Genomic DNA, 23,530 nt, shown 5'->3' on the forward strand with positions numbered 1-23,530 from the left:
GGTACTGCATGCGGGAGCGTGTGGGAGAGTAGGACACCGCCGAACTAAACATAGAAGAAGCCCCGTTGACACGGTCAGTGTCAACGGGGCTTCTTTGCGTTTGTGGCCAGTAGTCCCGCTCGGAAAGATAACGGGTCGATAAACCCGCGGGATCGTCCGTGCTCCTCGCGCTCTCCCCTTGTGTACCCCCACAACAGGAGGCTTTGTGAGTTCGAAGCGAGCGCGTTCCAGAGGAGAGCACCGCGCCAGGCGATGGAAGTTCCTGGCACCCGGCGGTGCCGCCGCCGTCGCCCTTGCTCTCGTGTGGAGTGCCATGGGAATGCCCGGCTGGGCCGACGAGACGACGGCGAAGTCGTCCGCCGAGGTCGCGGCCGAGGTCAAGACGGCACCCGTCGGTGCCGTGGCTTGTGACGACGGGAAGGACGGCGACGGCAAGGGCCGCTACCAGGCCGTCTACGTCTACCGGGACGGCAACGGGCCGCGTAAGACCGGCCCCGCGTCGGTGAAGCGGGTCCTGTGGGACATCGACCAGGTCTTCGAGGCGAGCGCGCAGCGGTACGCGGGCTACGACTCCAGCCGTCGCCCCCGCGTCGTCCAGGACGAGAAGTGCCGCCCCGACGTGCTGTCCGTGCCGGTCTCCGGGCTCGGCGAGGAGCACGCGATGGGCGATGTGCGCGAGGCGGCGTCGGCCGCGGTGAAGAAGGCCGTGACCAAGCGGCTCGGCGGCAGCGAGTCGAAGTTCGAGAAGTGGGACAGCACGCACAGGAAGCTGTTCTTCTACGACACGGGGAAGCCCGACGGCTGCGGTACGGCCGGGGCGCCGGGGCCGGAGTCGCGCGCGGACTCGCACAGCGGCTGGGCCGAGGTGTCCTGGGGCTGCGCCGGCGAGGGCGCGATGACGCACGAGATGATCCACAACTTCGGCGTGACCCACTGCGACGAGGACAAGGCCCAGGGGAACGACCCGATCTGCCGCGGCTACGACAAGACCCCGCGGTGCCACGGGGCGCGTTCCGGCTCGGTGCTCGACTGCGGGCTCGACGACTTCCGCTACTTCGACCCGCGCCCGGCCTCCGGCTCGTACCTCGCGAAGCATCCGAAGGAGAACGTCGCGCGCAGCCCCTATCTGATGCGGAACCGTACGGCGAAGCCCGTAGCGGCGAGGCTGGCCGATGTCGAGAGCGGCAAGTGCCTCACGAAGAACGGCAGCGGCAACGGGCTGACGCTGGGCGCCTGTTCCGGTGACGAGCAGACGTGGGTGCGCCGTATCGACAAGCGCGGCTACTTCACCTTCCAGCTCGGCGAGAAGTGCCTGGAAAAGGCGAAGGGCGGCAGCGCGGTGCTGGCCGCGTGCCGGTCCGGCAAGGCGGCGCAGCAGTGGTGGGTGAGCGCGAACCAGGAGGACACCCGGGACGCGTACCAGCTCCTGTCGCGCTTCGGCGGTGACGAGGCCTCCAAGCTGGCCGGGGCCACCACCTTCCGGATGCGCCAGGCATAGCCGTCCGCCGGGTCCCTCCGCTTCCCCTTCGTCAGAAGAGCTTGCCGTCGTGGGTGAAGCGGAGGGACTTGGTGTTGTAGTAGTTGGCCGTGGTGCCGATGGTGGCGGCGTGGGGCCGGCCGTTGGCGGCCTCGTTCCAATCGTCCAGTCCGAGAAAGTAGAGCCCCGAACCCTTCTGCGCGAAGACGATCGTGCCGTCGTTCGTGTTGTTCTCGCCGCCCTTGTAGTACGTCCAGCGCGCCGAGCGCGACGAGCTGTCGCAGGCGCGCTGCTGGCGTACCGGTGAGCCGTCCGTCTCGGCGCCCGTGTGGACCAGGCACATGCCGGTCGCGCGATTGCGGATGCGGGCCTCCTGCGCGGGGCGGTCGACGAGCAGCTCCCACTGCTGCGAACGGCCGCCCGTGCACGCGGCCTCGCGCGGCTGTGCGCCCGCCGACGCGGCGATGTCCATGCACCGGCCCGTCGACGCGACCCGGAGCCGGGTGCGGGCGTCCGCCGCCGGGGACCAGGCGGGCGGCCGGTGCGTCGTACGGTCCGGCTTGCGGGTGGGCTTCTTCCGGTTCTCCTTGGAGGGCGTGGGACTCGGTGAGGCGGTGTCCTTGGGCGCGGCCGTACCGGCGCGAGGCGTCGGCCCGGGGGCGGCGCGGTCGGTGTCGTCGCCGTCCGGGTAGAGGGCGAATCCGCCGATGGCAAGGGCGAGTACGGAGGCGCCGACGGCTCCCGCGATCTTGGTGGAGGCGGCGATTCCGGTGGCGGTGCCCGTAGCCGTGGCCGTAGCTGTAGCCGTGGCCGCTCCGGTCGCCGCCGCAGTGGCCTTGGTGAGGTACGCGCTGCCCGCCCACAGCAGGACCGCGGCGGGGAGGACGGTGCGCAGGCCGGTGTTGAGCCGGGTGAGTTCGAGCCGGGCGCGGTGGCACTCGGGGCAGGCGGAGAGGTGGCGTTCGAGGTCCCTGTTCGTACGGCGGCCTGTGCGGCGTACGGAGGCGGCGAGGAGGCTCGTGTAGCGGCGGCACTCCTCGGAGGCGTACGGGGAGGTCTGCACGTGGTCGGCGTGCGCGGTCAGGTACGCCTCGCGCAGGCCCTCGCGGGCGCGCGCCGTGAGCGAGGCGAGCCCGCTGGCGCTGATGCCGAGCAGCGCGGCGGTGCGGGGCGCGGGTTCCTCCTCGACCGTCGAGTGCCACAGGGCCGTCTGCCAGCGCTCGGGGAGGGTGCGGAACGCGCGGAGGACGAGCTGCTCGTCCTCCAGCCGCAGCATGCGCTCCTCGCCGCTCTCGGCGTCGGGGTCGGTGGTGTCGGAGAGCCAGCGTTCGAAGTCCGGGGCGAGTTCGGTGCGGCGGGCGGTGTCGTACCAGGCGGCTGCCGTACGGCGGACGGTCGTCAGCAGGTACGGGCGCCACGCCTCCGTGGGGCCGCCGCCGGAGCGGAGCGCCTGGAGCGTACGGACGAACGCCTCGGAGGCGAGGTCCTCGGCGGTGTGTGCGTCCCGGCAGCAGGTACGGGCGTACGTCAGGACGGCGGGGCGGTGGCGGCGGTACAGCTCGTCGAGCGCGGCCTGCGATGCCTCGGGCGGGCCGGTGCGTATCGCCGCGGTGAGGGCGGCGTCGCTGCTGTCGTCGGGCTGGCTGCCAGGACTGCCAGGACTACCGGGGCTGTCGGGGCCGTTGAGGCCATTGGTTCCGCTGGGACCACTGGTGCCGCTGGGGAGCATGGCGGTCATTGTGGGGGATGCCCCGTGGCGTACGGAAGCGGGGACTCCGATCGATGGACCGGCATGACCGTCCGCTTCGGAACGGTCCGCTACGGGCCGGTCTTCTACGGCCCGGTCTCCTACGGGACGTTCAGCTCGACGATCGAGGTGAGTGGTGGGTCGAGCCGGCCGGCGGATGACCGTGCGGCCATGCGGCGGCCGTGCTCGACCACGCTCTGCGTGAGCGCATTGAGGATCGGCAGCACGTCCGGATCCTCGCCCACTACGTACAGCGTGCCCGTTTCGTTGATGAACGATTCCACCGCGATGCGATCGGCGCGCGCGGCGGTGCACGCGTTGCGGACGTGGAGCTGTGAGAGCGGGGCGAGCGCGCGGCGGATCAGCCGCGTCGCGTCGCCGCGCAGCTGGGGGTGCCCGGTGAGCACGGCCTCCAGCTCGCCCGCCGAACCGGACGAGGCCTTGGGGTGCGTACGGAGCGTCTGCACCGGGTCGGTCGCCGGGCTGGAGGAGAGGGCCCAGCGGTGGACCTCGCGGAACGGGCGGTCGTCCAGCGCCGCGGCGTGCAGCCAGCAGCGCAGCAGCGTCTCGGCCGAGGTGTGGACCGTCGCGTCGATGGGGCGCGGCGAGCGCAGCGGGGCCAGCAGCGCGGCGGCGCGGGCCGCGGCCGTCGCGCGGTCGCCGCAGCCGTGGTGCGGGGACCAGCGCAGCCGGTCCGGGGTGTCGCAGGCGTGCGTGGGGTCGAAGAGGTGCACGGGGCCGAGCTTCGAACGGGCCGCCTTGGTCGCCGCCCAGACGGTGGGGCTGGGCGAGGCCACGAGGGCCGCGCCCGGGGCCTCCAGGACGCGCGTGACGGCGTCCTGGCCGGGTTCCCCGGCCCCGGGGGCGCCCGGCTGCCCGGGGATCGGTACGGGGACCGCGTACGGGCCGGAGGGCGCGTTCTCGGACGCTGATGCCGCCGACGCAGCCCCCGAAGCGGCCCCCGAGGCCGCCGTGGATGCTGATGCGGGGGATGCCGGGTTCGCGGTGGCCGGTTGTCGTGCCGGGTGGTCCGGGTGGCCGGGAGTGTGCTCGACGGGACCTTCTTGTGGCGGATGTTCCCGTGGCGGACGCTCCGCGAAGGGACGTTCCGCTGCCGGACGTTCTGCTGCCGGGTGCTCCGGGACGGGGTGCTCCGGCATCGGACGTTCCCGCATCGGACCGTCCGCAACGGAACCGTCCCGCGCGGACCGATCCCCCGCGGACCGACCCTCGGCGGTCTCTCCCGCCTCCGCGGCCTGCTCCCTCGCCATCCGCCGCGCCTGGCGTACCGCCCGTGCGCGCGTGATCGTGCCCATGGTGAAGATCGCCAGCACGATCAGGACCATGAACTGGCTGATGAAGATGCCCCAGAACAGTCCGTATCCAGATAGTTCGCCCGCGGGAGTATCGGGCCAGGCGCCCTTGATGTCGTGCGGTTCCGTGGCCAGTTCGCGGATGGCCAGCGGCGTACGTCCGAAGGTGACGCCTTCCGGCCACGAGCCGTGCGCGAAGAATCCGGCCAGCCCCGTCGCCGTCCAGGCGAAGAGCGTGATGCCGAGGATGAACGCGAGCACGCCGACCAGCAGGCCGTCAGGAACGCCCGCGCTTCCCGTGCGTTGGGGGCCGCGGGGGCCGCGTGGGCCGTGCGGCGGCCTGGGCTGGTGGGGTGCGTTGTCGTGGGGCACGGCTCCGACATTCAACCGGGGGCGGGGTACGGGGGCAAGGTGTCCTGGAGGAAGCCCAGCGCGGCGACGGCCTTTCCCGGCCACCACCGCGCCGCGGCCCTACGGCGTCACGGCACCTCGGAGTTCGTGGCTCGACGGCGTCACGCCACCACGCCGCCCGAGTTCGAGGACGACGAGCGCTCCATGGCCAGGGCCCTCGCCTCGGTCTCCGCCTCCAGGTCGGCTTCCAGCGCGGCCTCGAACGACGCCGCGTCGGCCTCGGCGCGTGCCGCCGCCGATTCGGTCATCGCGCGGTCGGTGAAGACGAGCGGGCGTTCGGCCTCGGTGACGAGGTGCTTGACGACCTGCACGTTCCCGTTCACGTCCCAGACCGCGATGCCCGGTGAGAGCGTGGGGATGATCTCGACGGCCCAGCGTGGCAGGCCTAGTACCTTGCCGGTCGCGCGGGCTTCGTCGGCCTTCTGCGCGTAGATGGTCCGCGTCGAAGCCATCTTGAGGATCGCCGCCGCCTCCCGAGCCGCCGCGCCGTCGACGACGTCGGAGAGGTGGTGGACGACCGCGACGAACGACAGGCCGAGCCGCCGCCCGAACTTCAGCAGGCGCTGGAAGAGCTGGGCGACGAAGGGCGAGTTGATGATGTGCCACGCCTCTTCCACCAGGAAGATGCGCTTGCGCCGGTCGGGCCGGATCCAGGTGTGCTCCAGCCAGACGCCGACGATCGCCATGAGGATCGGCATCGCGATCGAGTTCCGGTCGATGTGCGACAGGTCGAAGACGATCAGCGGCGCGTCCAGGTCGATACCGACCGTTGTCGGCCCGTCGAACATCCCGCGCAGGTCACCGTCGACCAGCCGGTCCAGCACCAGCGCGACGTCGAGGCCCCACGCCCGTACGTCGTCCACCGCGACGTTCATCGCCTCCGCGGCCTCCGGCTTGGGGTGGCGCAGCTGGTCGACGATGTCGGTGAGGATGGGCTGCCGGTCGGCGATCGTCGCGTTCACGTACGCGTGCGCCACCTTCAGCGCGAAGCCCGAGCGCTCGTCGAGGCCGTGTCCCAGCGCGACCTCGATGATGGTGCGCAGCAGCGCGAGCTGGCCCGTGGTGGTGATCGCGGGGTCCAGCGGGTTGAGGCGGATGCCCTGGTCGAGCGCGGCCGTGGGGTCGAGGCGGATGGGGGTTATGCCCATTTCCTCGGCGATCAGGTTCCACTCGCCGACACCGTCCTCGCCCTGGGCGTCGAGGACGACGACCTGGCGGTCCCGGAAGCGGAGCTGGCGCAGGACGTACGTCTTCTCCAGCGCCGACTTGCCGTTGCCGGACTCGCCGAGGACGAGCCAGTGCGGGGCGGGGAGCTGCTGACCGTAAAGCTGGAAAGGATCGTAGATGTAACCCTTCCCGCTGTAGACCTCTCGGCCGATGATGACGCCCGAGTCGCCGAGCCCTGGCGCGGCCGTGGGGAGATAGACGGCCTGCGCCTGGCCCGTGGACGTGCGGACGGGGAGGCGCGTCGTCTCGGTCTTGCCGAAGAGGAAGCTGGTGAAGGCTTCGGTGATTGCGGTCAGCGGATCGAGCGCGGCCATTGTGGCTACCTCCGGCCTGGGCCTGTGCGGGTGTTACCGAGTGGTACGCGTGCTGCGGGTGCTTCGGGTGGTACCGGACTGCGGGGACGTGCGGGTGTGCCGTTCCAGTTGATCGTACGGACCGAACGGCACACCCCACAGAGGCACTTGGCGGACGCCGTCCCGCCGGTCGCGGTCAGCGGCGGATGCCGGTCGCGAACGGCAGGGTGTTCACGAACGCCCTGTGGTGTTCCCTGTCGCACCACTCCAGCTTCAGATAGCTCTTGCCGGCCGAGGCCCGGATCGTCCGCTTGTCGCGGGCCAGCGCCTCGGGGGAACGCGAGGAGACCGTGATGTAGCCGACGAGGTTGACCCCGGCGGCGCCGGAGGCCAGGTCCTCGCCGCGCTGGTCGACGCGGCCCTGCGCGGCGACGTCGCGCGGGTCGACCGTGCGGTTCATCTTGGCCGAGCGGCTCGCCTCCGCCTCGTCGTTGGTCTTCTCCGTCAGCATCCGCTCGATCGCCAGCTCGGTCGGTTCCAGATCCATCGCGACCGCGACCGTCCGGATCACATCGGGTGTGTGGACCAGCAGCGGGGCCAGGAAGTTGACCCCGACCGGCGTCATCGGCCACTCCTTCACCCAGGCCGTCGAGTGGCACCAGGGCGCACGGGTGCTCGACTCGCGGGTCTTGGCCTGGAGGTACGTCGGCTCCGTCGCGTCGAGCTCGGCGGGCCACGCGTTCCGCTTCGTCATGGCCTGGATGTGGTCGATGGGGTGGTCTGGGTCGTACATCGAGTGGACCAGCGACGACAGCCGGGCCTGGCCGAGCGGCTGGCGGACGCGGATGTCGGCCTCGGTGAGGCGGGCGCAGATGTCGGTCAGCTCGCGCGCCATCACGATCGCGAGCCCCTCGTCCTTGGTCAGCTTGCGACCGGCCGTCCGTCGCGCGGCCTTCGCGAGCGTGGCGCCCTCGGTGGCCAGCTCACGGCCGTAGTGCATGCAGGCCACGAGGTACGCGCGGTGCTGCTCGCTGGAGGTCGAGACCATGGACTGGAGCTGGTCGTAGGAGGTGCGCAGCCAGGGTTCCGACCTCTCGTCGCCGCGCTGGGCGACGTCCTTCGCGTGCGCGTCGGGGTCGGCGGGGAGGGTGCGGGCGAGCATCTGGAGGCGCGTCACGTACCCGTCGCCGTTCGCGACGTGCTTGAGGAGCGTGCCGAAGCGGTCGACCAGCGCCTCCTGGTCCTCGCTGTCGCGCAGGCCGACGCCGGGTCCCTCGATCTCGATGGCCGCGGTGACCGTCCGCCGGTCGGCGTGGAGCAGCACGGCGATCTCGTCCGGGCCGAAGGGCGCGGACAGCCAGTTGATACGGCCGACGCCGGGCGGCGGGCCGATCTCGATCTCCTTGCCGTCGAGCCGGATGCCGGCTTCGGCGGCCTCGGAACGGTAGGTCGTTCCGTTGCGGAGCATCCGCTTGTAGGAACGGTTGATCTCAAACCATTTGTAGAACGTCCGTCCCTTGTACGGCACATAGATCGCCGCCAGCGCGATGATCGGGAAGCCTATGAGCGCCGGGATGCGGAGGGACAGGACGGGGATGAGCAGGCCGCTCATCATGCCGAGGAAGGCGCCGACGATGATCAGGCCGATCTCGCCGGTCTCCCGGTTCTTGCCGACGATCGCGTTGGGCCGCGCACGCCCGATCATGTACGTGCGGCGCGGACCCGTGACGCCGGGCGCCGTGTGGGAGGGGGTCGTCACCGGCGGTCACCTCCGGGGGAGCGGTTCGGTTTGGGGTTGGCTTGTCGGGGCGGACGTGAGGCGTGGGGCGAACGGGGCGGGGGCGCGGCCTGCTTCCGTACGGGCGCGGCACCGGCGTCGGAGCCGCCTCCGCCGCCTCCGCCTCCGGACGTGCCTCCTCCGCCGCCCCGCGAGCTGTGGGCCGCGACGCCGCCGGTGACGGCTCCGCCCTGCTGCCCGCCGCCGCCGGCCGAGGAGGCGGTCGCCGCCGCGCCGCCGCCCGCCTGGCCGCCGCGCGCGCCGTGCGTGTTGATGCCCTGGCGGACGAGGGAGGCGGGCGAGGAGACCACGGCCGCGGCCGCGCGGGAGGAGGGGTCGCGGATGGAGTTGCGGTGGTTGACGATGTCGTCGCCGAAGCCGGGGACGAAGCGGTAGATCATCGCGCTCGCGAAGATTGCGAGCAGGATGATGGCGAGGCCGGAGATGATCGCCGACGTGGCGTCCGGTCCGTCGCCGCTCGCGAGCGCACCGGCGAGGCCGAGCACGATCACGATCACCGGCTTCACGAGAATCACAGCGATCATGATGCCCGCCCAGCGGCGGACGTGCCCCCACATGTTCTTGTCGACCAGCCCCGCGTACACGGCGGTGCCGAGCAGCGCGCCGACGTACAGCATCGCGGCGCGCACGACGAGTTCGAGGTACAGCACGCCCGCGGCGAGCACCGACACGAGCGACACGACGATCAGCATGATCGGGCCGCCGCCGATGTCGTTGCCCTTCTTCAACGCCTCGGAGAACGTCCCGAAGAACTGGTCCGTCTTCCCCGACGTCCCCGAAGCGACGACGTCCGTCACGCCGTCGGTGGCCGAGACGACCGTATAGAGGATCAGCGGGGTGAACGCGGACGCCAGCACGGTCAGCCACAGGAACCCGACCGCCTCGGTCAGCGCCTCCGTGAACGGCACGCCCCGCACGGCCCGCTTGGCGACGGCCAGCAGCCACAGGGTCAGCGTCAGGATGGTCGACGCCGCGAACACGACGGCGTACTGCCGCAGGAACTCACCGTTGGTGAAGTCCACCTTCGTCGTGGAGTTGACGAGATCGGCCAGCTTGTCGACGGTCCACGCGGCGGCGTCGGCGCAGCCTTTCGCGAGCGACTTCAGCGGATCAGCCGCGTACTCGGGCTCGGGGGCCTGGCCGCCGCCTCCTCCGCTGCCTCCGCCCGTCTCTCCCTTCTCGCAGACCTCTTTGGCGGGGCCGACGATGAGATCGCAGTCTTCCTTCGGGTCCGGTGCCGCAGTCGCGCGAGTAGCGAGGAGCAGAGCGGACACCTGAAGTCCGGTCAGCACGGAGCCGATCGTGAGGGCACGTCGGCGAGGGCTAGCGGGCATACGTGAACCCTCCGAACTTGTCGACTGCGTCAGCGATCTCATCGGCGCTGGAGGCCCGGTTGTCACCGTTCACAGGCGCGGGCCCTTCCTTCTGCTCGAAGCTTTGCACTTTCCAATCACCGTCGATCCAGCGCAGGTCGAAGTTCAACGTGAACCAGTCGCTGGTCACGGGGCTGGTCGACTTCTCTCCAGCAGTCCCAAAGACGCCGGTGCACCAGACCTGGAGCTTGGCGGAGCTCGACGAGTAGTCGACGACCTTCGTTCCCATGGGGGCCGTTCGGGAGATGTAGGTCATGCCGTTCTTGGCGTTGCCGTCCTTGTCCAGCCCCATCTTGTCGAGGAACTTCGTGCTGTACGCCTTGTCCATCTTGTCCAGCATGCTGTCGGTCTTGTCGGGCACGAAGACCTGACGGACGATGTCACCGCGTTCGCCTGGCTTGATGATGTCCGCGGAGACGAGCGCCACCGCGTAGTTGGCCGCAGCGCTCTGCGCCCCCTGCTCCGTCTTCGCGAAGCCAGAGGCGCGGGGCTTCTTGCCGGTCGGCGCCGTCGGCTGGGCGGCCTCCGGTTTACGGTCGCCGCCTCCACCGCCCCCGTCGTCGGAACCGCCACCTCCGCCGCCCCTGTTGGCGAACGCGATGGCCGCGATGAGCAGGACCACCACGCCCACGACCGTGATCAGGCTGCGCCCTGGCCGGGGCGTGGGCGTTCTGCCGCCCTCGCCGTCGGGCAGCCGCGTGCGCGTCGTGAGCCGCCCGCCCCGGCTCGCGGGATGGCGCTCATTCCCGTAGTCGCCGCCGTCACTCATGCCGGGCTGGCCCCCTCGACCTCAACTCAACTTCCCAACTTCCGTCAGAGCATTGTCTCCTCACTCGACGTTAGCGGCGCCACGCCTGCCATGTGCCGAGAGCGCGGAGGCGGACGGAAGCATCCCAGCACTCGATACGGTGCGCCTCCGTGCATCGTTCCCCGGCAGCGCATACGTACTGCTGGGCCACCATGTGAACCGCGTGAACGGTTCCGCAGCAGGGGCTGCGCGCTCTATCCACAGCCTGTGGACAGCCGACGCAAGGGCCGCAGGCCAGCGCCTTACGCCGGGTGCGCCCCCTGTGTGCCCTCTCTCGGTATCCGGGGCTGCGCGCACCTTGGTCCGAGGGGGTGGTGGCCTGTCAACGGTGCTTCGGCCCGGGCGGGTGGGGTGGACGGCGGCGGAGGCTCACACGCGTGGAGGATGCGTGGGCCGGGCTAACTGTGCTTGCAGGGAAGTTCCCCTTGGACTGCTTCCATGGCTGCCTGAACCAGCTTGCCGAGTCGTTTGCGACTGGCCTCGTTGTCTCCCTGCTCCCAGCTCCCGTACGTGCCGATCGTGAGCACGTACTGATTGGCCCATGGCTGCTCAGCCTCCGTGTCCACGGCCTTGTCGCGGTTCCTGCACACCACGACGGACTGGGCTGATGTGGGTGCGGCTGTGGCTACGTACTTTCCCGGGAACCTTTTTGCTTCTCCGCGGTTCTTTTCGTTGCTCTTGAGCGTCTTGAGTTGATCGTGGGTAGACTGCCCACCCTTTGTCCATTTGCCGTACACGGTGATTCCGCCGTCGCCGGCGATGTCTTCGCCCCCCGTGAAGTACCTGCACCGGTCGACCAGACTCTGCTCTTCGCTGTCCGGGATTGTGCCGCTTCCCTTAAGGCTGTCCCCTGGGCCGAAGAGCGGGGCGTACAAGTCTTGCTGTACCGCGATTCCGCAGAGGTTTTTCGGGATTGAGTACTCTCTGTCTCCGCCTTCGGAGCAGCCTGTGGCCATGATGGCTACAGGGACAAGGGCGGACAGGAGTGCTGCTTCTCTGATCAGGTTTCGCCTTCCAGTCATCCCCCTCACTCTCCCGGCCTGTCCGCCGCCTGATTCCAGGTGCCCCCAGTGGTATGTCCGCTGGCGGCTCCGGCAACAGCAGAATTCATGAGATCCATCCGAGTTTCCCTGTCGATGTCCGGATGATCACTGGGGACGGCATTTCGAACTGCCGCTTTGGCGAACTCCTCTGTTGCTGCCTTTCCTTCTGAGTAGTCATGGATCGCGCGTCGCGAAGCGTCTTCCGTATTGTCCTTCTCGATCATTTTTACGATGGCTTCGTTGAAGTCCTCTTGGACCCATCCGATGGGTGCGGCGACGGGTGGTGCGCCCGGAGCTCCCAGTCCCAGACCGACAAACCTGTTGACCCATTTGCTCGCCCGCGCGGCCTTTTCGTTGTACTCCTTTTGCTCGGCGATTTCCTCGCCGTAAACTCCTTCAGCTTTTGCGTCGCTCATGATTCCCGCGACGGTTGCGCCGGGTCGTACGGCGTTGGCCACCCGCTCTTCCAGGGCCACCTTCGAGTCGGATCCCCCGTTGATCACGTGATCAACATGGTTCGATGTGTAGGCGTGCTGTGCGGTCGTGATCGCGCCGTAGGCATGTGGATCCCTGCCGACGGTGGCCAGGAATCTTTCCAGGGAGCTCGTGTCCTTGAAGTCAGCCTGATGTCCATGCGAAGGAAGCCCTAGGAATCCGCTCACTCCTCGCTGGACATCCCCTGTGTAGTCAGCCGTGATCTCTCCCAAGGAGTCACGCATGTTCGCGAGAGGTCCGTCTTTCTCGATGCGTTTCGGCTCGCCTCCGAAGACGTCGACGGTCTCCTCCATCACGCGTGAATTCGCGGCAGAGTGGTTTGGAGGCGCGGTGGCGGAGTCGGAATCCGGGAGGCGTCCAGTTGCTCCTGCCTTGAGAGCTGCCTCGAAGCCTTCGTGCACGCTGTCGCTGGTCTTGTCAGCATCCGTCATGGGAGGCGTGACGTCGTCGACGAGCCGCCAGTCCCGGTCCTGCGCGAGGTACTTGAGGCGGTCGTTGTCCTCAGTGATCTTCCCGTCGACCGTGTAGGAATCCGACTTTGGGTCCAGGTATCCGGCCGCCGTCTCCGGGTTCTTGGACATGAGGTCGAGGACCCCGTCGTAGGGGTCGGTCGCGAAGTCGGCTGTGCCGGGGAAGTGGCCGCCGTCGTCCCAGATGTCGGGGTCCTTCTCCTCGGCGGCCCGGATGTCGTCGCCGAGGTCGTGGAGCATCTGGGCGGAGTAGCCGTCTCCGTGTCGCATGAGGGTGACGAGGGACTGGTAGCCGTGGCCCTTTCGTTCGTGGAGGCCTGCGGTTCCTGCGGGGCTGAGGGCGCGGGTCCACTCGGCGGGGCCGATGTGTTGCATGTTCTGGCGCCAGCTCTTGTAGAAGGCGCCCTCAGGGCTGTTCAGCCAGGCCACGTAGCGTTTGCTGTACGCCTTTGACCCGAGCGGGAGTTTTTCGTGGTCCTTGCCGAAGATGCGGGGGACCCTTGTTGCCGAGGCAAGCGTAGTGGCGAGGCTCTTTTCCAGGCCTGTGTACTGGGGTGCGGCCGTTTCGGCAGGGGCAAGTTTCAGCATAGTCAGTGTGTTCGCGAGCTTGATCGTGCCTCGGGGGCCACCGAGGGAGTTAAGGAACGTCTGGCTGAACTGCTTGTCGTCGGCGTTCGAGCGCATCAGGACCTGGAGTTCGTGGCGTTCCTTCGGGCTGAGCGAGCCGCCGTCCGCGCCTCCGGCCAGACGGGTGGCCAGGTCGGCTGCACGGTGGGCTGCGTACGTTTCGACGTCGCCGATCGCCCTTCCGTTGAAGCCGTTCGTGGCGCCCTTGCCATCGGTGTCCCTCGCCGCGGCTTTGAGGGCAAGCATGTTGTCATGGTCGGTGTCGTCGACGTGCTGGACCGCCTTCTGGATGCGGTGGGTCCAGGTGGCTTCCGCGTGGGTGCGGGTAGGGGCGTCGGGGAGAGCGTCCGTGTGGGCCGCGGTCAGCTTCGAGGTGTCGAGGGTGCACTTGCCGTACTCGTCGACCTTTATGCCGCCCTCCTCGACCGCGGCGTCCCGTACGGACTTGAGGTGGTTGCGGGCTTCGACCAGGCGGTCGTGGGCGTCGTCGAGGAGGTCGGCGATCCGGTTGGCCTGGCTTCTGGCGGCGCCCAGTTCGTAGAGGGTGGTGCTGGAGGAGATCCAGAAGCTGTTGGCGGACTCGCCGGTCCAGCCCCTGACCCGTCCGCGTACGTGATCGCGGTAGTCGTCCTGGACCCGACCGCAACCGGTGGCCATAGTCCGCCACTCCTTCGCCGTCGTCGTCAGCGCGGAGAAGTCGGCCTTGATGATGTCGTGGTAGGTCAGTTCCATCGCAGACCGTCTCTCACAGATCGTTGAGGCGGCTGCCGGTGAAGGAGCGCACTCTTTCGGCCTCTTCGCCCTCGAAGAGCGACGCGGTACCACCGAGCGCGCTCACCTCATGCTGGAGATGGGAGAGGACGTTCTTCCACGCCTCGTCCCATCGCTCCAGGCAGAAGTCCAGGCCCTTCCGCGTGTCCCAGCCGCGCAGGGCGCCCGGCGTCGTGTTGCTGCTGCCGAAGACGCTGGTGGAGGACGTCACCGCCCGGTCGCCCCCGCGGGCGGCGGCAGGACCGAGCTCGCGTTCGATGTAACGGGCGGCCGCGCGTTTGTCGGCGGGGGTCACGTTCAGGTCGCCAGCGCCGAAGCCTGTGCCTGTGCCTGTGCCTGTGCTTGCGAGGCGTACGCGGGCGGCTTCGCTGCTCCGGGCCCACTCCTGCGCGAAGGACATGTGGACGCGCTCCCATCACCGAAAGTACGGGGTGTGTATACGGTGTGTCGTCGGGCGGCAGCTTAGCGGGGCCGCGATTGAGTATTTGTACCCATGCGCCCGGCCGGGCGGCGGCGCACCGTGGGGGTATGACTTCTTCGACTCCGAGCATTCAACGGCCCACGACCAACGCCTTCTTCGTGCAGTCGGCGATCGCCTTCGGCGTCGCGCTGGCCGCGCTGCTGATCGGGATCATCCGGTTGCCCGTGGGGCAGTGGGAGCGGGGGTTCCTCGGCCTCGGGCTGGTCTTCGTCGTCACGTCGGCCTTCACGCTGGCGAAGTGCGTACGGGACCGGCAGGAGGCCGAGGAGGTGACGAACCGCGTCGACAAGGCGCGTATCGACAAGATCCTCACCGACCAGGACCAGTTCGGGCAGACCGCGGTCTGAGAGCCGCGGGCCGCCGTCCGTGGTCCGGTGCGGCGGCGTCAGTCCCAGCGGTAGCCGTCGCCGAAGAGCAGGACGTGCTCCAGGACGTCTTCCATCGGGTCGTCGATCTGGCCCGCGTTGACGAGGCCGACGCGGGGGGCGTTGTGGGAGTTCTTCGGGTACTCGTCGGCGTGAGCGGTGCCGGACGTGAGGGCCGTGAGGGCGGTGACGGCGACCGCGGTGGCGGCGCAGGCCGTCCAGCGGGCGAGGGGTTCGCGCATGACTGTCTCTCCTCGGACGTGAGCGTTGCGCCCTGGTTATCGATCAGAATGAAGAGACGTCACGCAGTTCATGCGATGAGCGGCCCCGCCGGGGCCCCGCGGGGAGGGTCACTCGAAGCTCGTACGGGCCAGCCACTCGTCCAGGAGCGTCGCGTCGCCCCGCACCTCGACCCGGTCGTCGGTGGCGGGCACGCGGCGGTAGAGGAGGAGCAGGAGGTCCGTCGGGGCGGGGGCGTGGACCGTGGCTGTGGCGTCCGCGTCCGCTTCCGTTCGGCCGCGGTGCCAGGTGAAGCCCTCCGGCGTCAGCTCGATCAGCCAGTCGGCCCGTAGCGCGGGGTCCGCTTCCACGGCTCGTAGGCGCAGGCTCTTTCCGGCGTGGTCGCGCAGGCGCCTGATCTCTTCCTTGTGGTCCTGGACGACGGGGCTGGCGAGGATCTCCAGCCATTCCTCCAGGCAGTCGGCGGCCACCTCGGGCGCGACGGTGAACGGCGTACGCGCGGCGAAGCAGGCGTCCGCGCGGTGGACGACGGTCTCGTGCGTGGCCCTACGGGCCCAGAACGCCGCGGTCTGCTCGGCGGGCGTGGACCAGGACCAGACGCGCGCGTCGGGATCCGCCGCGCGCATCTCCTCCACGGCGAGCCGCGCGCTCTCGGCGAACCAGGCGTCCAGCTCCTCGGCGGAGGCAGAGGCGGAGGCGCCGTCGCCGGGGCCGTGGTAGCCGGGGACGTCCTCGTGGGGCACCATCGCCGTGGCACGGGTACGGACCAGCTCGCCGAACCAGCGGTACGCGCCGCCGAGGTGGACGGTGAGCTCGCGCAGGGACCAGTCGGGGCAGGTGGGGACGCGTGCGGCGAGGCCCTGGGGGCCCGCGGCGGCCAGGGCCTCCCTGAACAGGGCGGCCTGCCGCGTGAGTTCGTCGCAGTAGCGCGTGTGGGTGAATGCGGGAGCCATAGGGGCAGGCTAGGGGCCACCGGGAGAGCCGGGGGAGTCCTGGTGACCCTGGACGAAATGGTCGAACTCGTTGTTACGGACGCCCAGGACGAAGGCCCGCCACTTCGTACGGGTGGTGGTGACCACGTGCGCGGGGTCGTCGGACTGCCGGATGTGGACCAGGTCGTCCGGGCCGTCCGCTATCTCGATGCACGGGGCGTCGGGGGAGGGGTCGTCCGTGGCGCGGACCCAGTGCAGGAGGCTCCAGTCGTCCGCAGATCCGGACTCGGACCCGGACCCGGACACGCCCCCGGACTCGGCCTCGTCCCCGGGCCCGTCCTCGCGGCCGTGCGCCGCGCCGCCGCTCACGCCGGCACCTTGCGGGCCAGCGTCACCCCGTCCCGCATTGGCAGCATCACGGATTCGACGCGGGGGTCGGCGGCGATGGTGTCGTTGATCCGCCGGATCGCGTTGTCCGCGTCCGTCTGCGCCTCGGGGTCGATGACGCGGCCCTGCCGCAGCACGTTGTCGAGGACGATCAGGCCGCCGGGGCGCATCCGGGGGACCAGCGCCTCGTAGTACGCGGGGTAGCCCACCTTGTCCGCGTCGACGAAGGCGAAGTCGACGGACTCGCCGTCGGGCAGTGCGGCCAGTGTGTCGACCGCGGGGGCGAGGCGGAGGTCGATCTTGTCGGCGACCCCGGCCCGCTCCCAGTAGCGCCGCGCGATGGACGTCCACTCCTCGGAGACGTCGCAGGCCAGCAGGCGTCCGTCCTTCGGGAGGGCGCGGGCCACGCACAGCGACGAATACCCGGTGAAGACCCCGATCTCGACCGCGAACCGCGCGCCTGTCAGCCGCACCAGCATCGCGAGGAACTCGCCCTCGTCCTGGGTGATCTGCATCGTCGTCCCGGGGACGGCCGCGTGCGTCTCCTCCACGAGCTCCCGCAGGATCTCGTCGGCGGGGGTGCAGTGGGCGAGCAGATAGTCGCTGAGAGCGGGGTTCACGATCTCCATGGGGCTCCTCCCCGGGAGGGACGGGGCGGGGTCTGGACCCGGGGCTGAGGCCCGGGTCCTAGACCGCCATCCCGTAGACGATGGTGAAGAGGGTGCCGAGCGAGCCGATGATGAAGACGCCGGTGAGTCCGGCGACGATCAGTCCCTTGCCCTGCTCCGCGCTGAAGGTGTCGCGCAGCGCCGTGGCCCCGATGCGCTGCTTGGCCGCGCCCCAGATGGCGATGCCGAGGCAGAGCAGGATGGCCACCGCCATCACCACCTCGATCATCACGCGCGCCTCGTTGCCGAGGGAGCCGAAGGGGCCCCAGTCCGGGGCGATTCCGCCAATGATGGTGGTGATGTCGCCCTTTTCGGCCGCCAGGAGCATGGTGAACTCACCGCCCAAGTTCGAGTGTTGTCTCGCTCGGATTGTGCCATGGCCCGGTGACCCGCGGGGGACTCCGTGTGAGGGAAGTGCGGGCCAGGGGCGTGGTCTTGTTGAACAGGATGGCCCAACGTTTCAGCATGGGCGCCCCGTTGCGCGGAATTTGACCTCTGGTGTGGCCTTTCGTACATCCGTGCGCCCCTCGTGAGCCTGCCGGAGTTGGCTGAAAAGATGACCGGGTGCCGGGTCCGGCATTGAAATGGGGCCTCATAGGGGATGGTTGAGAGGTGCGAGGGAAGAAGCTGTGGCTGCTCGGCGTCGGCGGTGGACTCGGGGTCATGTCCCTGTTCGTCGCCCTGCTCGTCGTGGGGACGTACGTCGCGGCGGCCGGCCTCGCGGGCGGCGCGGCCCGTGGCGGGGCGGTCAACCTGGCCAAGGGCACGGTTCCGGCCGCGTACGCGCCGCTGGTCCAGAAGTGGGGCAACCTCTGCCCTGCCCTCAATCCGGCCCTGCTCGCCGCGCAGCTCTACCAGGAGAGCGGCTGGAAGCCGAAGGCCCAGAGCGGGGCGGCCGCGCAGGGCATCGCCCAGTTCATCCCGGGCACCTGGGAGACGCACGGGATCGACGCGAACAAGGACGGCAAGCGCGACGTGTGGGACCCCGAGGACGCGATCCCCTCGGCGGCGAGCTACGACTGCAAGCTGGCCAAGTACGTGAAGGACGCCCCCGGCGACCGTACGGACAACATGCTGGCGGCCTACAACGCGGGTTCGTACGCGGTGATCAAGTACGGTGGCGTCCCGCCGTACAGCGAGACGAAGAACTACGTGTCGACCATCCGCAAGATGGAGCAGAGCTTCGCCTCGGCCAAGGGCGGGGGCAAGGGCGGCGGCGGCAGGGTGAACCCCTCCGAGCAGTCGGCCGGCGCGATCTACTACGCGCAGGAGAAGCTCGGCACCCCCTACCTGTGGGGTGGCGACGGAACGGCCGAGGACGGCGGCAAGTTCGACTGTTCGGGCCTGACCAAGGCGGCGTACAAGTCGGTGGGCATCGATCTGCCCCGCGTCGCCAACGACCAGTGGAACTCGGGACCGCACCCGAAGCGGGACGAGCTGCTCCCCGGCGACCTCGTCTTCTTCGGCACCGATCTGGAGGATCCGCGGTCGATCGACCACGTCGGCATCTACGTCGGCGGGGGACACATGATCGACGCTCCCTACACGGGCGCCAAGATCCGTTTCGACCCGATCGACTCGCCGAACTACTTCGGGGCCACCCGGCCCACCGCCGACTAGCGGCCACGGCGAGGCGAGCACAGCCGGCACGGCGACCACGTTCCGTGAGGCATGGGCCCTGAGCTGCGCGAACGGATCACTCTTGGGTAACGTCCTGGTGATCGTTCGGTAAGAACGGAACGTCACGAGGGTTACCGGGCGTTTTCCACTGCGGAACGGGACTTCCGCAGAGCGACCGCGGCGGCAGGGCCTCGGGGGACCACGGGGGTTTGACAGCGCGCAGACCAGCGACGAGCACGACAGAGCAGAAATGAAGGGGCCGCACCTCGATGGCTGTTTGGGACAACCCTGATGTAGGGCTGCTCTACGAGATCAACGGGCTGGCGAAGGACGCCCCGACATGGACCGACCGGCTCATGGAGTGGGTCGGTGAGTACGGCATCGCCGTCGGTCTCGTGCTGGTCGGTATCTGGGCCTGGTGGGGCGTCTCGCGCAGACGCGCGTCGCGCGACGAGGCGGTGGCGGGCTTCGCCGGGCTGCTCTGGGCCCCGCTGGCCGCGGTGATCGCCCTGGTGGTCAACATCCCCATCCGCGGCTTCGTCGAACGGCCGCGGCCCTTCCTGGACCACAAGAGCGTCGAGCCGCTGATCGACGGCAAGACCGACTACTCGTTCGTGAGCGACCACGCCACGCTGACGATGGCCATCGCCGTCGGAATCTTCATGGTCAACCGGAAGTTCGGGCTCGTCGCGATCCTGCTCGCCGTCGCCGAGGGCTTCTGCCGGGTCTACATGGGCGTGCACTATCCGACGGACGTCGTGGGCGGCCTCGCGCTGGGCACCGCCGTCGCGCTGCTGCTGGCCCCCGCCGCGATGTGGGTGCTCACCCCGGCCGTACGCGCGGCCTCCGGCCGGGTCTCCTGGCTGAACTCCCTGGTGTGGGCCGGTCCGGCCGCGGCCCGCGCGGAGGGCGTCGCCGACCGTACGGCAGGGAGCGGTCCCGCGGCCGCCTCGGGCGTCACGCCCCCGCAGGGCCCCGGCCCCCGTGGGCCCCGCGACCGCGACCTCGCCGCCTGACCCTGAGGCCTCGGCCGGGGCCTGATCCTGAGGCCTCGCTCGGGGCCTCGCCCGGGGCCTGACCCGCGGCTCTACGCCGACCGGGGCGCCGACGCCGGATCCGGGCCGCCCGTACGGGCGTGCTCCTCGGCGTCGGCGCGCGCTCTGTCCCGTGCCCTGCGGGCCGGACCGCGCCAGCCGCAGCCGCACACGGCGCTGCTGAACGACCCCCGCTCCCGCGTCGCCACCTCGTGCTCCACGTCCCGTACGGCCTGGTCGAGTACCGGCTCGTCCGGCTGGTGTTCGGGGGCTCGCTCTCGCACGTGACCACCGTACTCGGCCCGTGACGGCCCGGGCCGGGGCCTCGTTAGGCGGTGGGGCGCACGCAAGGGCGCGCGCGGGTGTGAGAGGTCGGCAGATGGCGGTGCGGTGGCACGGACTCGGCGGCGCGTTCGCCGCCTCGGCTCTTGTCAGCGTGACGCTCCTCACCGCCACAGGCTGTTCCGAGGGCCGCGTCGTCGCCGACGACCCGGTGCCCCCGGGGGGCTCGCGCCCCGGCGCGAGCGCCGTGCGGCACGCCGCGGACACCCTCTACCGTGCGGGCACCTCCAAGGTCCGTACGTCGATGGAGATGGACAGCGGCGGCACCCGGGTCACCGTCGAGGGCACCGGCGGCTTCGACTACGCGCGGCGCAGCGGCAGGCTCGTCGTCTCCCTCCCGCAGGGCGCCTCCGGGGCGCGGCCGGGGGAGCGCAGGCCGGTCACCGAGCTCATCGCGCCCGGCGCGCTCTACATGAAGAACCGCGGCGAGGGCGTCCCCGCCGACAAGTGGGTCCGCGTCGGGACGGCCACGCTGCCCGACGGGAACCTCGTCACGGGCGGCGCCACCGACCCGGTCAGCGCCGCCGAACTGCTGCGCGGCGCGCGGAAGATCCGGTACGAGGGGCGGCAGGAGCTGGACGGGGTGCCGGTCTGGCACTACAGCGGCTCGGTCGACATCGAGGCGGCGGCGGTGGCCGCTCCGGCGTACGCGCGGCGGCAGTTGAAGGCGGCGGAGAAAGGGTTTTCCGGGCACGAGGTTCCGTTTGACGCCTACCTCGATGGGCAGGCGCGTCTGCGGAAGGTGCAGCACCGGTTCACCTTCGCCAGCGCAGGCGGCGGCATCGACGTCGCGTCGACGACCCGGCTCCATGGATTCGGGGCATCCGTGCGTGTCGTGATGCCTCCGCCCCGGGACATCTACGCGGGCAAGATCGCCTTTCCGTAGCTCTCGGCGGGGGCGGTCATGACACGGGCATGGCCGTGACGGGCCCGGCCGGAAATGGTTCGTAAGTGCCATGCGCGGAGGGTGCGCTTCTCCCTACGCTGGGGAACTGGGCTCTGGAACCGGAGCGCTCCGCATCCCGACATGAGGAGCACAGGAGGTGATACGTGTGCCTGTATCGATGCCTGACGGCTGGGACGCCACCCGTGGTCAGCGCCGTTCGGTGATCCAGGACCACGTGGCCCTCGCAGAGATCGAGCTGTGCGGCGAGCTGATGATCGCCGCGTCCGCCGCCGACGAGCCGCTGAGCCTGGCGCGGATCGACGAAGTGCTGAGACGGGCGGCGGGCGAGCTGGACGACGCGCCGCAGACCTCCCGCTGACCGCGGCGCGCTCACGCCGCGCTCGCCCGTAACTCCGCCGGGCGTACGCCCGCGTCCGGCTACGTCCGCATCAGGCGGGCGATGGCGGCTGTGGCCTCCGCCACCTTGGCGTCCATCTCGGCGCCGCCGTCGAGTGCGGCGTGCGCCACACAGTGCCGGAGGTGCTCCTCCAGGAGCTGGAGCGCGAAGGACTGGAGGGCCTTGGTGGAGGCGGAGACCTGGGTGAGTATGTCGATGCAGTAGACGTCCTCGTCCACCATGCGCTGGAGTCCGCGGATCTGGCCCTCGATCCGGCGGAGGCGCTTGAGGTGGGCCTCCTTGTCCTTCGAGTAGCCGTGCTCGCCCGTGGCGGCGTGTGCCGAACAGCACTCGGACGTCGCCTCGGCCACGGTGTCCACCACCGCCTCCTGCGGCTCCGCCGCCTGGCCGGTCTTAGCCGTCGTCATGGATCGGTCCTCCCGTGGTACTCCAGTGGGGACAAGGGGAGGGATACCTCTGGATACCCCTCCTGGGTATATGGTACCGGACTTTCCGGAGGCCGGTTCTGGCCACGAGTCTCCATGGGTGACACTGGGGGACGCCGGTTAGCCGTGGCCGGATGATGCGCCTAGCATCAACGAGACCGTCATCGACGCATTCCGAGGACCCCCAGTGCGCTTTCGTCTGACCCCCAGGGAGACGAGCTTCTACGACATGTTCGCGGCCTCCGCGGACAACATCGTGACCGGCTCCAAGCTCCTGATGGAACTGCTCGGGGCGGATTCCTCCGCACGCGCCGAGATCGCCGAACGGATGCGGGCCGCGGAGCATGCGGGGGACGACGCGACGCACGCGATCTTCCACCAGCTCAACTCCTCGTTCATCACGCCGTTCGACCGCGAGGACATCTACAACCTCGCCTCGTCGCTCGACGACATCATGGACTTCATGGAGGAGGCCGTCGACCTGGTCGTGCTGTACCAGATCGAGGAGCTTCCCAAGGGCGTCGAGCAGCAGATCGAGGTGCTGTCCCGCGCGGCGGAGCTGACCGCGGAGGCCATGCCGAACCTGCGCACCATGGACAACCTCACCGAGTACTGGATCGAGGTCAACCGGCTGGAGAACCAGGCGGACCAGATCCACCGCAAGCTGCTCGCGCACCTCTTCAACGGCAAGTACGACGCCATCGAGGTCATGAAGCTCAAGCAGGTCGTGGACGTGCTCGAAGAGGCCGCGGACGCCTTCGAACACGTGGCCAACACCGTCGAGACCATCGCGGTCAAGGAGTCCTGACCCTCCGTGGACACCTTCGCGCTGATCATGACCGTCGGGGTCGCGCTCTTCTTCACGTACACGAACGGCTTCCACGACTCCGCGAACGCCATCGCGACCTCCGTCTCCACCCGCGCGCTGACCCCGCGCGCGGCGCTGGCGATGGCCGCGGTGATGAACCTGGCCGGGGCCTTCCTCGGCAGCGGGGTCGCCAAGACCGTCAGTGAGGGGCTCATCGAGACGCCCCACGGGTCGAGCGGGATGGCCATCCTGTTCGCCGCACTGGTCGGCGCCATCGCCTGGAACCTCATCACCTGGTACTTCGGGCTGCCCTCCTCCTCCAGCCACGCCCTGTTCGGCGGCATGGTGGGCGCGGCGCTCGCGGGCGGCATCGCCGTCTACTGGTCGGGCGTGATCGAGAAGATCGTGCTCCCGATGTTCATCTCGCCGATCATCGGTCTGCTGCTCGGCTATCTGGTGATGTGCGTCATCCTCTGGCTCTTCCGCAAGTCCAACCCGCACCGGGCCAAGCGCGGCTTCCGTATCGCGCAGACCGTCTCGGCCGCCGGTATGGCGCTGGGTCACGGTCTCCAGGACGCGCAGAAGACGATGGGCGTCGTGGTGATGGGCCTGACCATCGCGGACGTCCAGGACCACAACGAGATCCCCGTCTGGGTCAAGATCTCCTGCGCCGCGATGCTGTCGCTGGGTACGTACGCGGGCGGCTGGCGCATCATGCGTACGCTCGGACGGCGCATCATCGAGCTGGACCCGCCGCAGGGCTTCGCGGCCGAGACGACGGCCGCCTCCGTGATGTACACGGCCTCGTTCATGTTCCACGCGCCCATCTCCACCACCCATGTGATCACCTCCGCGATCATGGGCGTCGGCGCGACCAAGCGGGTCAGCGCCGTGCGCTGGGGCGTCGCGAAGAACATCATCCTGGGCTGGTTCATCACGATGCCCGCCGCGGCCCTGGTCGCCGCGGTCATCTACTGGGCCGTGAAGCTCGTCTTCGGCTAGCCCTCTTCCCGGAAGACTTCTGGCAGAGGCCCGTCCCCCTTTCCGGAGAGGGGGACGGGCCCAGTTCGC

The 23,530-nt window shown here is 69.7% G+C and carries 24 protein-coding genes; 8 read left to right on the forward strand and 16 right to left on the reverse strand.

The window, feature by feature from the left end; genetic code table 11:
• Positions 1-205 precede the first annotated feature (205 nt).
• A complete protein-coding gene (locus tag ACGF3A_RS43060) occupies positions 206-1,498 on the forward strand; it encodes a ricin-type beta-trefoil lectin domain protein (protein WP_393736680.1) in 1,293 nt (430 codons plus the stop codon).
• Positions 1,499-1,529: 31 nt separating this feature from the next.
• Here ACGF3A_RS43060 and ACGF3A_RS43065 read toward each other — a convergent pair whose 3' ends face one another.
• From ACGF3A_RS43065 to ACGF3A_RS43105, 9 genes are all read right to left on the reverse strand, one after another.
• The gene (locus tag ACGF3A_RS43065) at positions 1,530-3,206 is read right to left on the reverse strand and encodes a sigma-70 family RNA polymerase sigma factor (RefSeq protein ID WP_393736682.1); all 1,677 of its coding nucleotides are present in this window, start codon (positions 3,204-3,206) and stop codon (positions 1,530-1,532) included.
• Between the two features lie 119 nt (positions 3,207-3,325).
• Positions 3,326-4,909, reverse strand: a complete 1,584-nt coding sequence (locus ACGF3A_RS43070) for a hypothetical protein (RefSeq protein ID WP_393736684.1) — start codon at positions 4,907-4,909, stop codon at positions 3,326-3,328.
• A gap of 140 nt (positions 4,910-5,049) precedes the next feature.
• Complete coding sequence (locus tag ACGF3A_RS43075; RefSeq protein ID WP_393736686.1) at positions 5,050-6,489, reverse strand: ATP-binding protein; 1,440 nt, start codon at positions 6,487-6,489, stop codon at positions 5,050-5,052.
• Between the two features lie 175 nt (positions 6,490-6,664).
• Positions 6,665-8,227, reverse strand: a complete 1,563-nt coding sequence (locus ACGF3A_RS43080) for an SCO6880 family protein (RefSeq protein WP_393736688.1) — start codon at positions 8,225-8,227, stop codon at positions 6,665-6,667.
• Positions 8,224-9,600, reverse strand: coding sequence for a hypothetical protein (locus ACGF3A_RS43085; RefSeq protein WP_393736690.1), 1,377 nt, complete (start codon positions 9,598-9,600; stop codon positions 8,224-8,226). The genes ACGF3A_RS43080 and ACGF3A_RS43085 overlap by 4 nt, the downstream gene beginning before the upstream one ends.
• Complete coding sequence (locus ACGF3A_RS43090; RefSeq protein WP_393736692.1) at positions 9,590-10,408, reverse strand: hypothetical protein; 819 nt, start codon at positions 10,406-10,408, stop codon at positions 9,590-9,592. Before ACGF3A_RS43090 ends, ACGF3A_RS43085 begins: the two co-directional genes overlap by 11 nt.
• 437 nt (positions 10,409-10,845) lie before the next feature.
• The gene (locus tag ACGF3A_RS43095) at positions 10,846-11,469 is read right to left on the reverse strand and encodes a hypothetical protein (RefSeq protein WP_393736694.1); all 624 of its coding nucleotides are present in this window, start codon (positions 11,467-11,469) and stop codon (positions 10,846-10,848) included.
• A 5-nt stretch (positions 11,470-11,474) separates the two neighbouring features.
• Positions 11,475-13,814 carry a DUF6571 family protein gene (locus tag ACGF3A_RS43100; protein ID WP_393736696.1) on the reverse strand — a complete coding sequence of 780 codons (2,340 nt, stop codon included), beginning with the start codon at positions 13,812-13,814 and terminating at the stop codon, positions 11,475-11,477.
• A 13-nt stretch (positions 13,815-13,827) separates the two neighbouring features.
• Positions 13,828-14,253 carry a hypothetical protein gene (locus ACGF3A_RS43105; protein WP_393736698.1) on the reverse strand — a complete coding sequence of 142 codons (426 nt, stop codon included), beginning with the start codon at positions 14,251-14,253 and terminating at the stop codon, positions 13,828-13,830.
• A gap of 128 nt (positions 14,254-14,381) precedes the next feature.
• Here ACGF3A_RS43105 and ACGF3A_RS43110 point away from each other — a divergent pair, with 128 nt between their 5' ends.
• Positions 14,382-14,681 carry a YiaA/YiaB family inner membrane protein gene (locus ACGF3A_RS43110; protein ID WP_393736700.1) on the forward strand — a complete coding sequence of 100 codons (300 nt, stop codon included), beginning with the start codon at positions 14,382-14,384 and terminating at the stop codon, positions 14,679-14,681.
• Positions 14,682-14,719: 38 nt separating this feature from the next.
• On the opposite strand, the gene ACGF3A_RS43115 is transcribed toward ACGF3A_RS43110, so the two are convergent.
• From ACGF3A_RS43115 to ACGF3A_RS43135, 5 genes are all read right to left on the reverse strand, one after another.
• Positions 14,720-14,941 (reverse strand): hypothetical protein, encoded by a 222-nt coding sequence (locus ACGF3A_RS43115; protein WP_393736702.1) that lies wholly within the window; start codon positions 14,939-14,941, stop codon positions 14,720-14,722.
• A 108-nt stretch (positions 14,942-15,049) separates the two neighbouring features.
• Entirely contained in the window at positions 15,050-15,892 is an 843-nt protein-coding gene (locus tag ACGF3A_RS43120) for a maleylpyruvate isomerase family mycothiol-dependent enzyme (RefSeq protein ID WP_393736704.1), read from the reverse strand.
• A 9-nt stretch (positions 15,893-15,901) separates the two neighbouring features.
• Positions 15,902-16,240: a DUF397 domain-containing protein gene (locus ACGF3A_RS43125; protein ID WP_393736706.1), complete on the reverse strand. Its 339-nt coding sequence runs from the start codon at positions 16,238-16,240 to the stop codon at positions 15,902-15,904.
• Entirely contained in the window at positions 16,237-16,887 is a 651-nt protein-coding gene (locus ACGF3A_RS43130; protein ID WP_393736708.1) for an O-methyltransferase, read from the reverse strand. Before ACGF3A_RS43130 ends, ACGF3A_RS43125 begins: the two co-directional genes overlap by 4 nt.
• 58 nt (positions 16,888-16,945) lie before the next feature.
• Entirely contained in the window at positions 16,946-17,254 is a 309-nt protein-coding gene (locus tag ACGF3A_RS43135) for a hypothetical protein (protein ID WP_344535914.1), read from the reverse strand.
• Positions 17,255-17,538: 284 nt separating this feature from the next.
• On the opposite strand from ACGF3A_RS43135, the gene ACGF3A_RS43140 reads away from it, so the two are divergent.
• Together ACGF3A_RS43140 and ACGF3A_RS43145 are read left to right on the forward strand one after the other, a co-directional pair.
• On the forward strand, positions 17,539-18,546 hold the full coding sequence (locus ACGF3A_RS43140) for an NlpC/P60 family protein (RefSeq protein ID WP_393736710.1): 1,008 nt from the start codon (positions 17,539-17,541) through the stop codon (positions 18,544-18,546).
• A gap of 269 nt (positions 18,547-18,815) precedes the next feature.
• On the forward strand, positions 18,816-19,562 hold the full coding sequence (locus ACGF3A_RS43145; RefSeq protein WP_393736712.1) for a phosphatase PAP2 family protein: 747 nt from the start codon (positions 18,816-18,818) through the stop codon (positions 19,560-19,562).
• 71 nt (positions 19,563-19,633) lie between these two features.
• Here ACGF3A_RS43145 and ACGF3A_RS43150 read toward each other — a convergent pair whose 3' ends face one another.
• Positions 19,634-19,864: a hypothetical protein gene (locus ACGF3A_RS43150; protein ID WP_393736714.1), complete on the reverse strand. Its 231-nt coding sequence runs from the start codon at positions 19,862-19,864 to the stop codon at positions 19,634-19,636.
• 95 nt (positions 19,865-19,959) lie between these two features.
• On the opposite strand from ACGF3A_RS43150, the gene ACGF3A_RS43155 reads away from it, so the two are divergent.
• Together ACGF3A_RS43155 and ACGF3A_RS43160 are read left to right on the forward strand one after the other, a co-directional pair.
• Positions 19,960-20,808, forward strand: coding sequence for a hypothetical protein (locus ACGF3A_RS43155; protein ID WP_393736716.1), 849 nt, complete (start codon positions 19,960-19,962; stop codon positions 20,806-20,808).
• 178 nt (positions 20,809-20,986) lie between these two features.
• A complete protein-coding gene (locus ACGF3A_RS43160) occupies positions 20,987-21,187 on the forward strand; it encodes a hypothetical protein (RefSeq protein WP_393736884.1) in 201 nt (66 codons plus the stop codon).
• 59 nt (positions 21,188-21,246) lie between these two features.
• Here the strand turns inward: ACGF3A_RS43160 and ACGF3A_RS43165 are convergent, their stop codons facing one another.
• Positions 21,247-21,633, reverse strand: a complete 387-nt coding sequence (locus ACGF3A_RS43165) for a metal-sensitive transcriptional regulator (RefSeq protein ID WP_393736718.1) — start codon at positions 21,631-21,633, stop codon at positions 21,247-21,249.
• Positions 21,634-21,838: 205 nt separating this feature from the next.
• Between ACGF3A_RS43165 and ACGF3A_RS43170 the strand changes: the two genes are divergently transcribed.
• Together ACGF3A_RS43170 and ACGF3A_RS43175 are read left to right on the forward strand one after the other, a co-directional pair.
• Positions 21,839-22,459, forward strand: a complete 621-nt coding sequence (locus tag ACGF3A_RS43170) for a DUF47 family protein (RefSeq protein ID WP_344535880.1) — start codon at positions 21,839-21,841, stop codon at positions 22,457-22,459.
• Positions 22,460-22,465: 6 nt separating this feature from the next.
• Positions 22,466-23,461 carry an anion permease gene (locus ACGF3A_RS43175; protein WP_393736721.1) on the forward strand — a complete coding sequence of 332 codons (996 nt, stop codon included), beginning with the start codon at positions 22,466-22,468 and terminating at the stop codon, positions 23,459-23,461.
• The last annotated feature ends 69 nt before the right edge of the window (positions 23,462-23,530 follow it).

The organism is Streptomyces sp. NPDC048172 (assembly GCF_043202595.1).
Classification (GTDB): Bacteria; Actinomycetota; Actinomycetes; order Streptomycetales; family Streptomycetaceae; genus Streptomyces.

What these genes read in the sequence shown, in the direction of transcription:
- ACGF3A_RS43145 (WP_393736712.1), top strand. Translation starts at nt 18,816, where the DNA reads ATGGCTGTTTGGGACAACCCTGATGTAGGGCTGCTCTACGAGATCAAC.
- ACGF3A_RS43105 (WP_393736698.1), bottom strand. Translation starts at nt 14,253, where the DNA reads ATGTCCTTCGCGCAGGAGTGGGCCCGGAGCAGCGAAGCCGCCCGCGTA.
- ACGF3A_RS43160 (WP_393736884.1), top strand. Translation starts at nt 20,987, where the DNA reads ATGCCTGACGGCTGGGACGCCACCCGTGGTCAGCGCCGTTCGGTGATC.
- ACGF3A_RS43110 (WP_393736700.1), top strand. Translation starts at nt 14,382, where the DNA reads ATGACTTCTTCGACTCCGAGCATTCAACGGCCCACGACCAACGCCTTC.
- ACGF3A_RS43100 (WP_393736696.1), bottom strand. Translation starts at nt 13,814, where the DNA reads ATGGAACTGACCTACCACGACATCATCAAGGCCGACTTCTCCGCGCTG.
- ACGF3A_RS43155 (WP_393736716.1), top strand. Translation starts at nt 19,960, where the DNA reads ATGGCGGTGCGGTGGCACGGACTCGGCGGCGCGTTCGCCGCCTCGGCT.
- ACGF3A_RS43085 (WP_393736690.1), bottom strand. Translation starts at nt 9,600, where the DNA reads ATGCCCGCTAGCCCTCGCCGACGTGCCCTCACGATCGGCTCCGTGCTG.
- ACGF3A_RS43065 (WP_393736682.1), bottom strand. Translation starts at nt 3,206, where the DNA reads ATGCTCCCCAGCGGCACCAGTGGTCCCAGCGGAACCAATGGCCTCAAC.
- ACGF3A_RS43075 (WP_393736686.1), bottom strand. Translation starts at nt 6,489, where the DNA reads ATGGCCGCGCTCGATCCGCTGACCGCAATCACCGAAGCCTTCACCAGC.
- ACGF3A_RS43165 (WP_393736718.1), bottom strand. Translation starts at nt 21,633, where the DNA reads ATGACGACGGCTAAGACCGGCCAGGCGGCGGAGCCGCAGGAGGCGGTG.
- ACGF3A_RS43090 (WP_393736692.1), bottom strand. Translation starts at nt 10,408, where the DNA reads ATGAGTGACGGCGGCGACTACGGGAATGAGCGCCATCCCGCGAGCCGG.
- ACGF3A_RS43135 (WP_344535914.1), bottom strand. Translation starts at nt 17,254, where the DNA reads ATGCTCCTGGCGGCCGAAAAGGGCGACATCACCACCATCATTGGCGGA.
- ACGF3A_RS43095 (WP_393736694.1), bottom strand. Translation starts at nt 11,469, where the DNA reads ATGACTGGAAGGCGAAACCTGATCAGAGAAGCAGCACTCCTGTCCGCC.
- ACGF3A_RS43130 (WP_393736708.1), bottom strand. Translation starts at nt 16,887, where the DNA reads ATGGAGATCGTGAACCCCGCTCTCAGCGACTATCTGCTCGCCCACTGC.
- ACGF3A_RS43120 (WP_393736704.1), bottom strand. Translation starts at nt 15,892, where the DNA reads ATGGCTCCCGCATTCACCCACACGCGCTACTGCGACGAACTCACGCGG.
- ACGF3A_RS43115 (WP_393736702.1), bottom strand. Translation starts at nt 14,941, where the DNA reads ATGCGCGAACCCCTCGCCCGCTGGACGGCCTGCGCCGCCACCGCGGTC.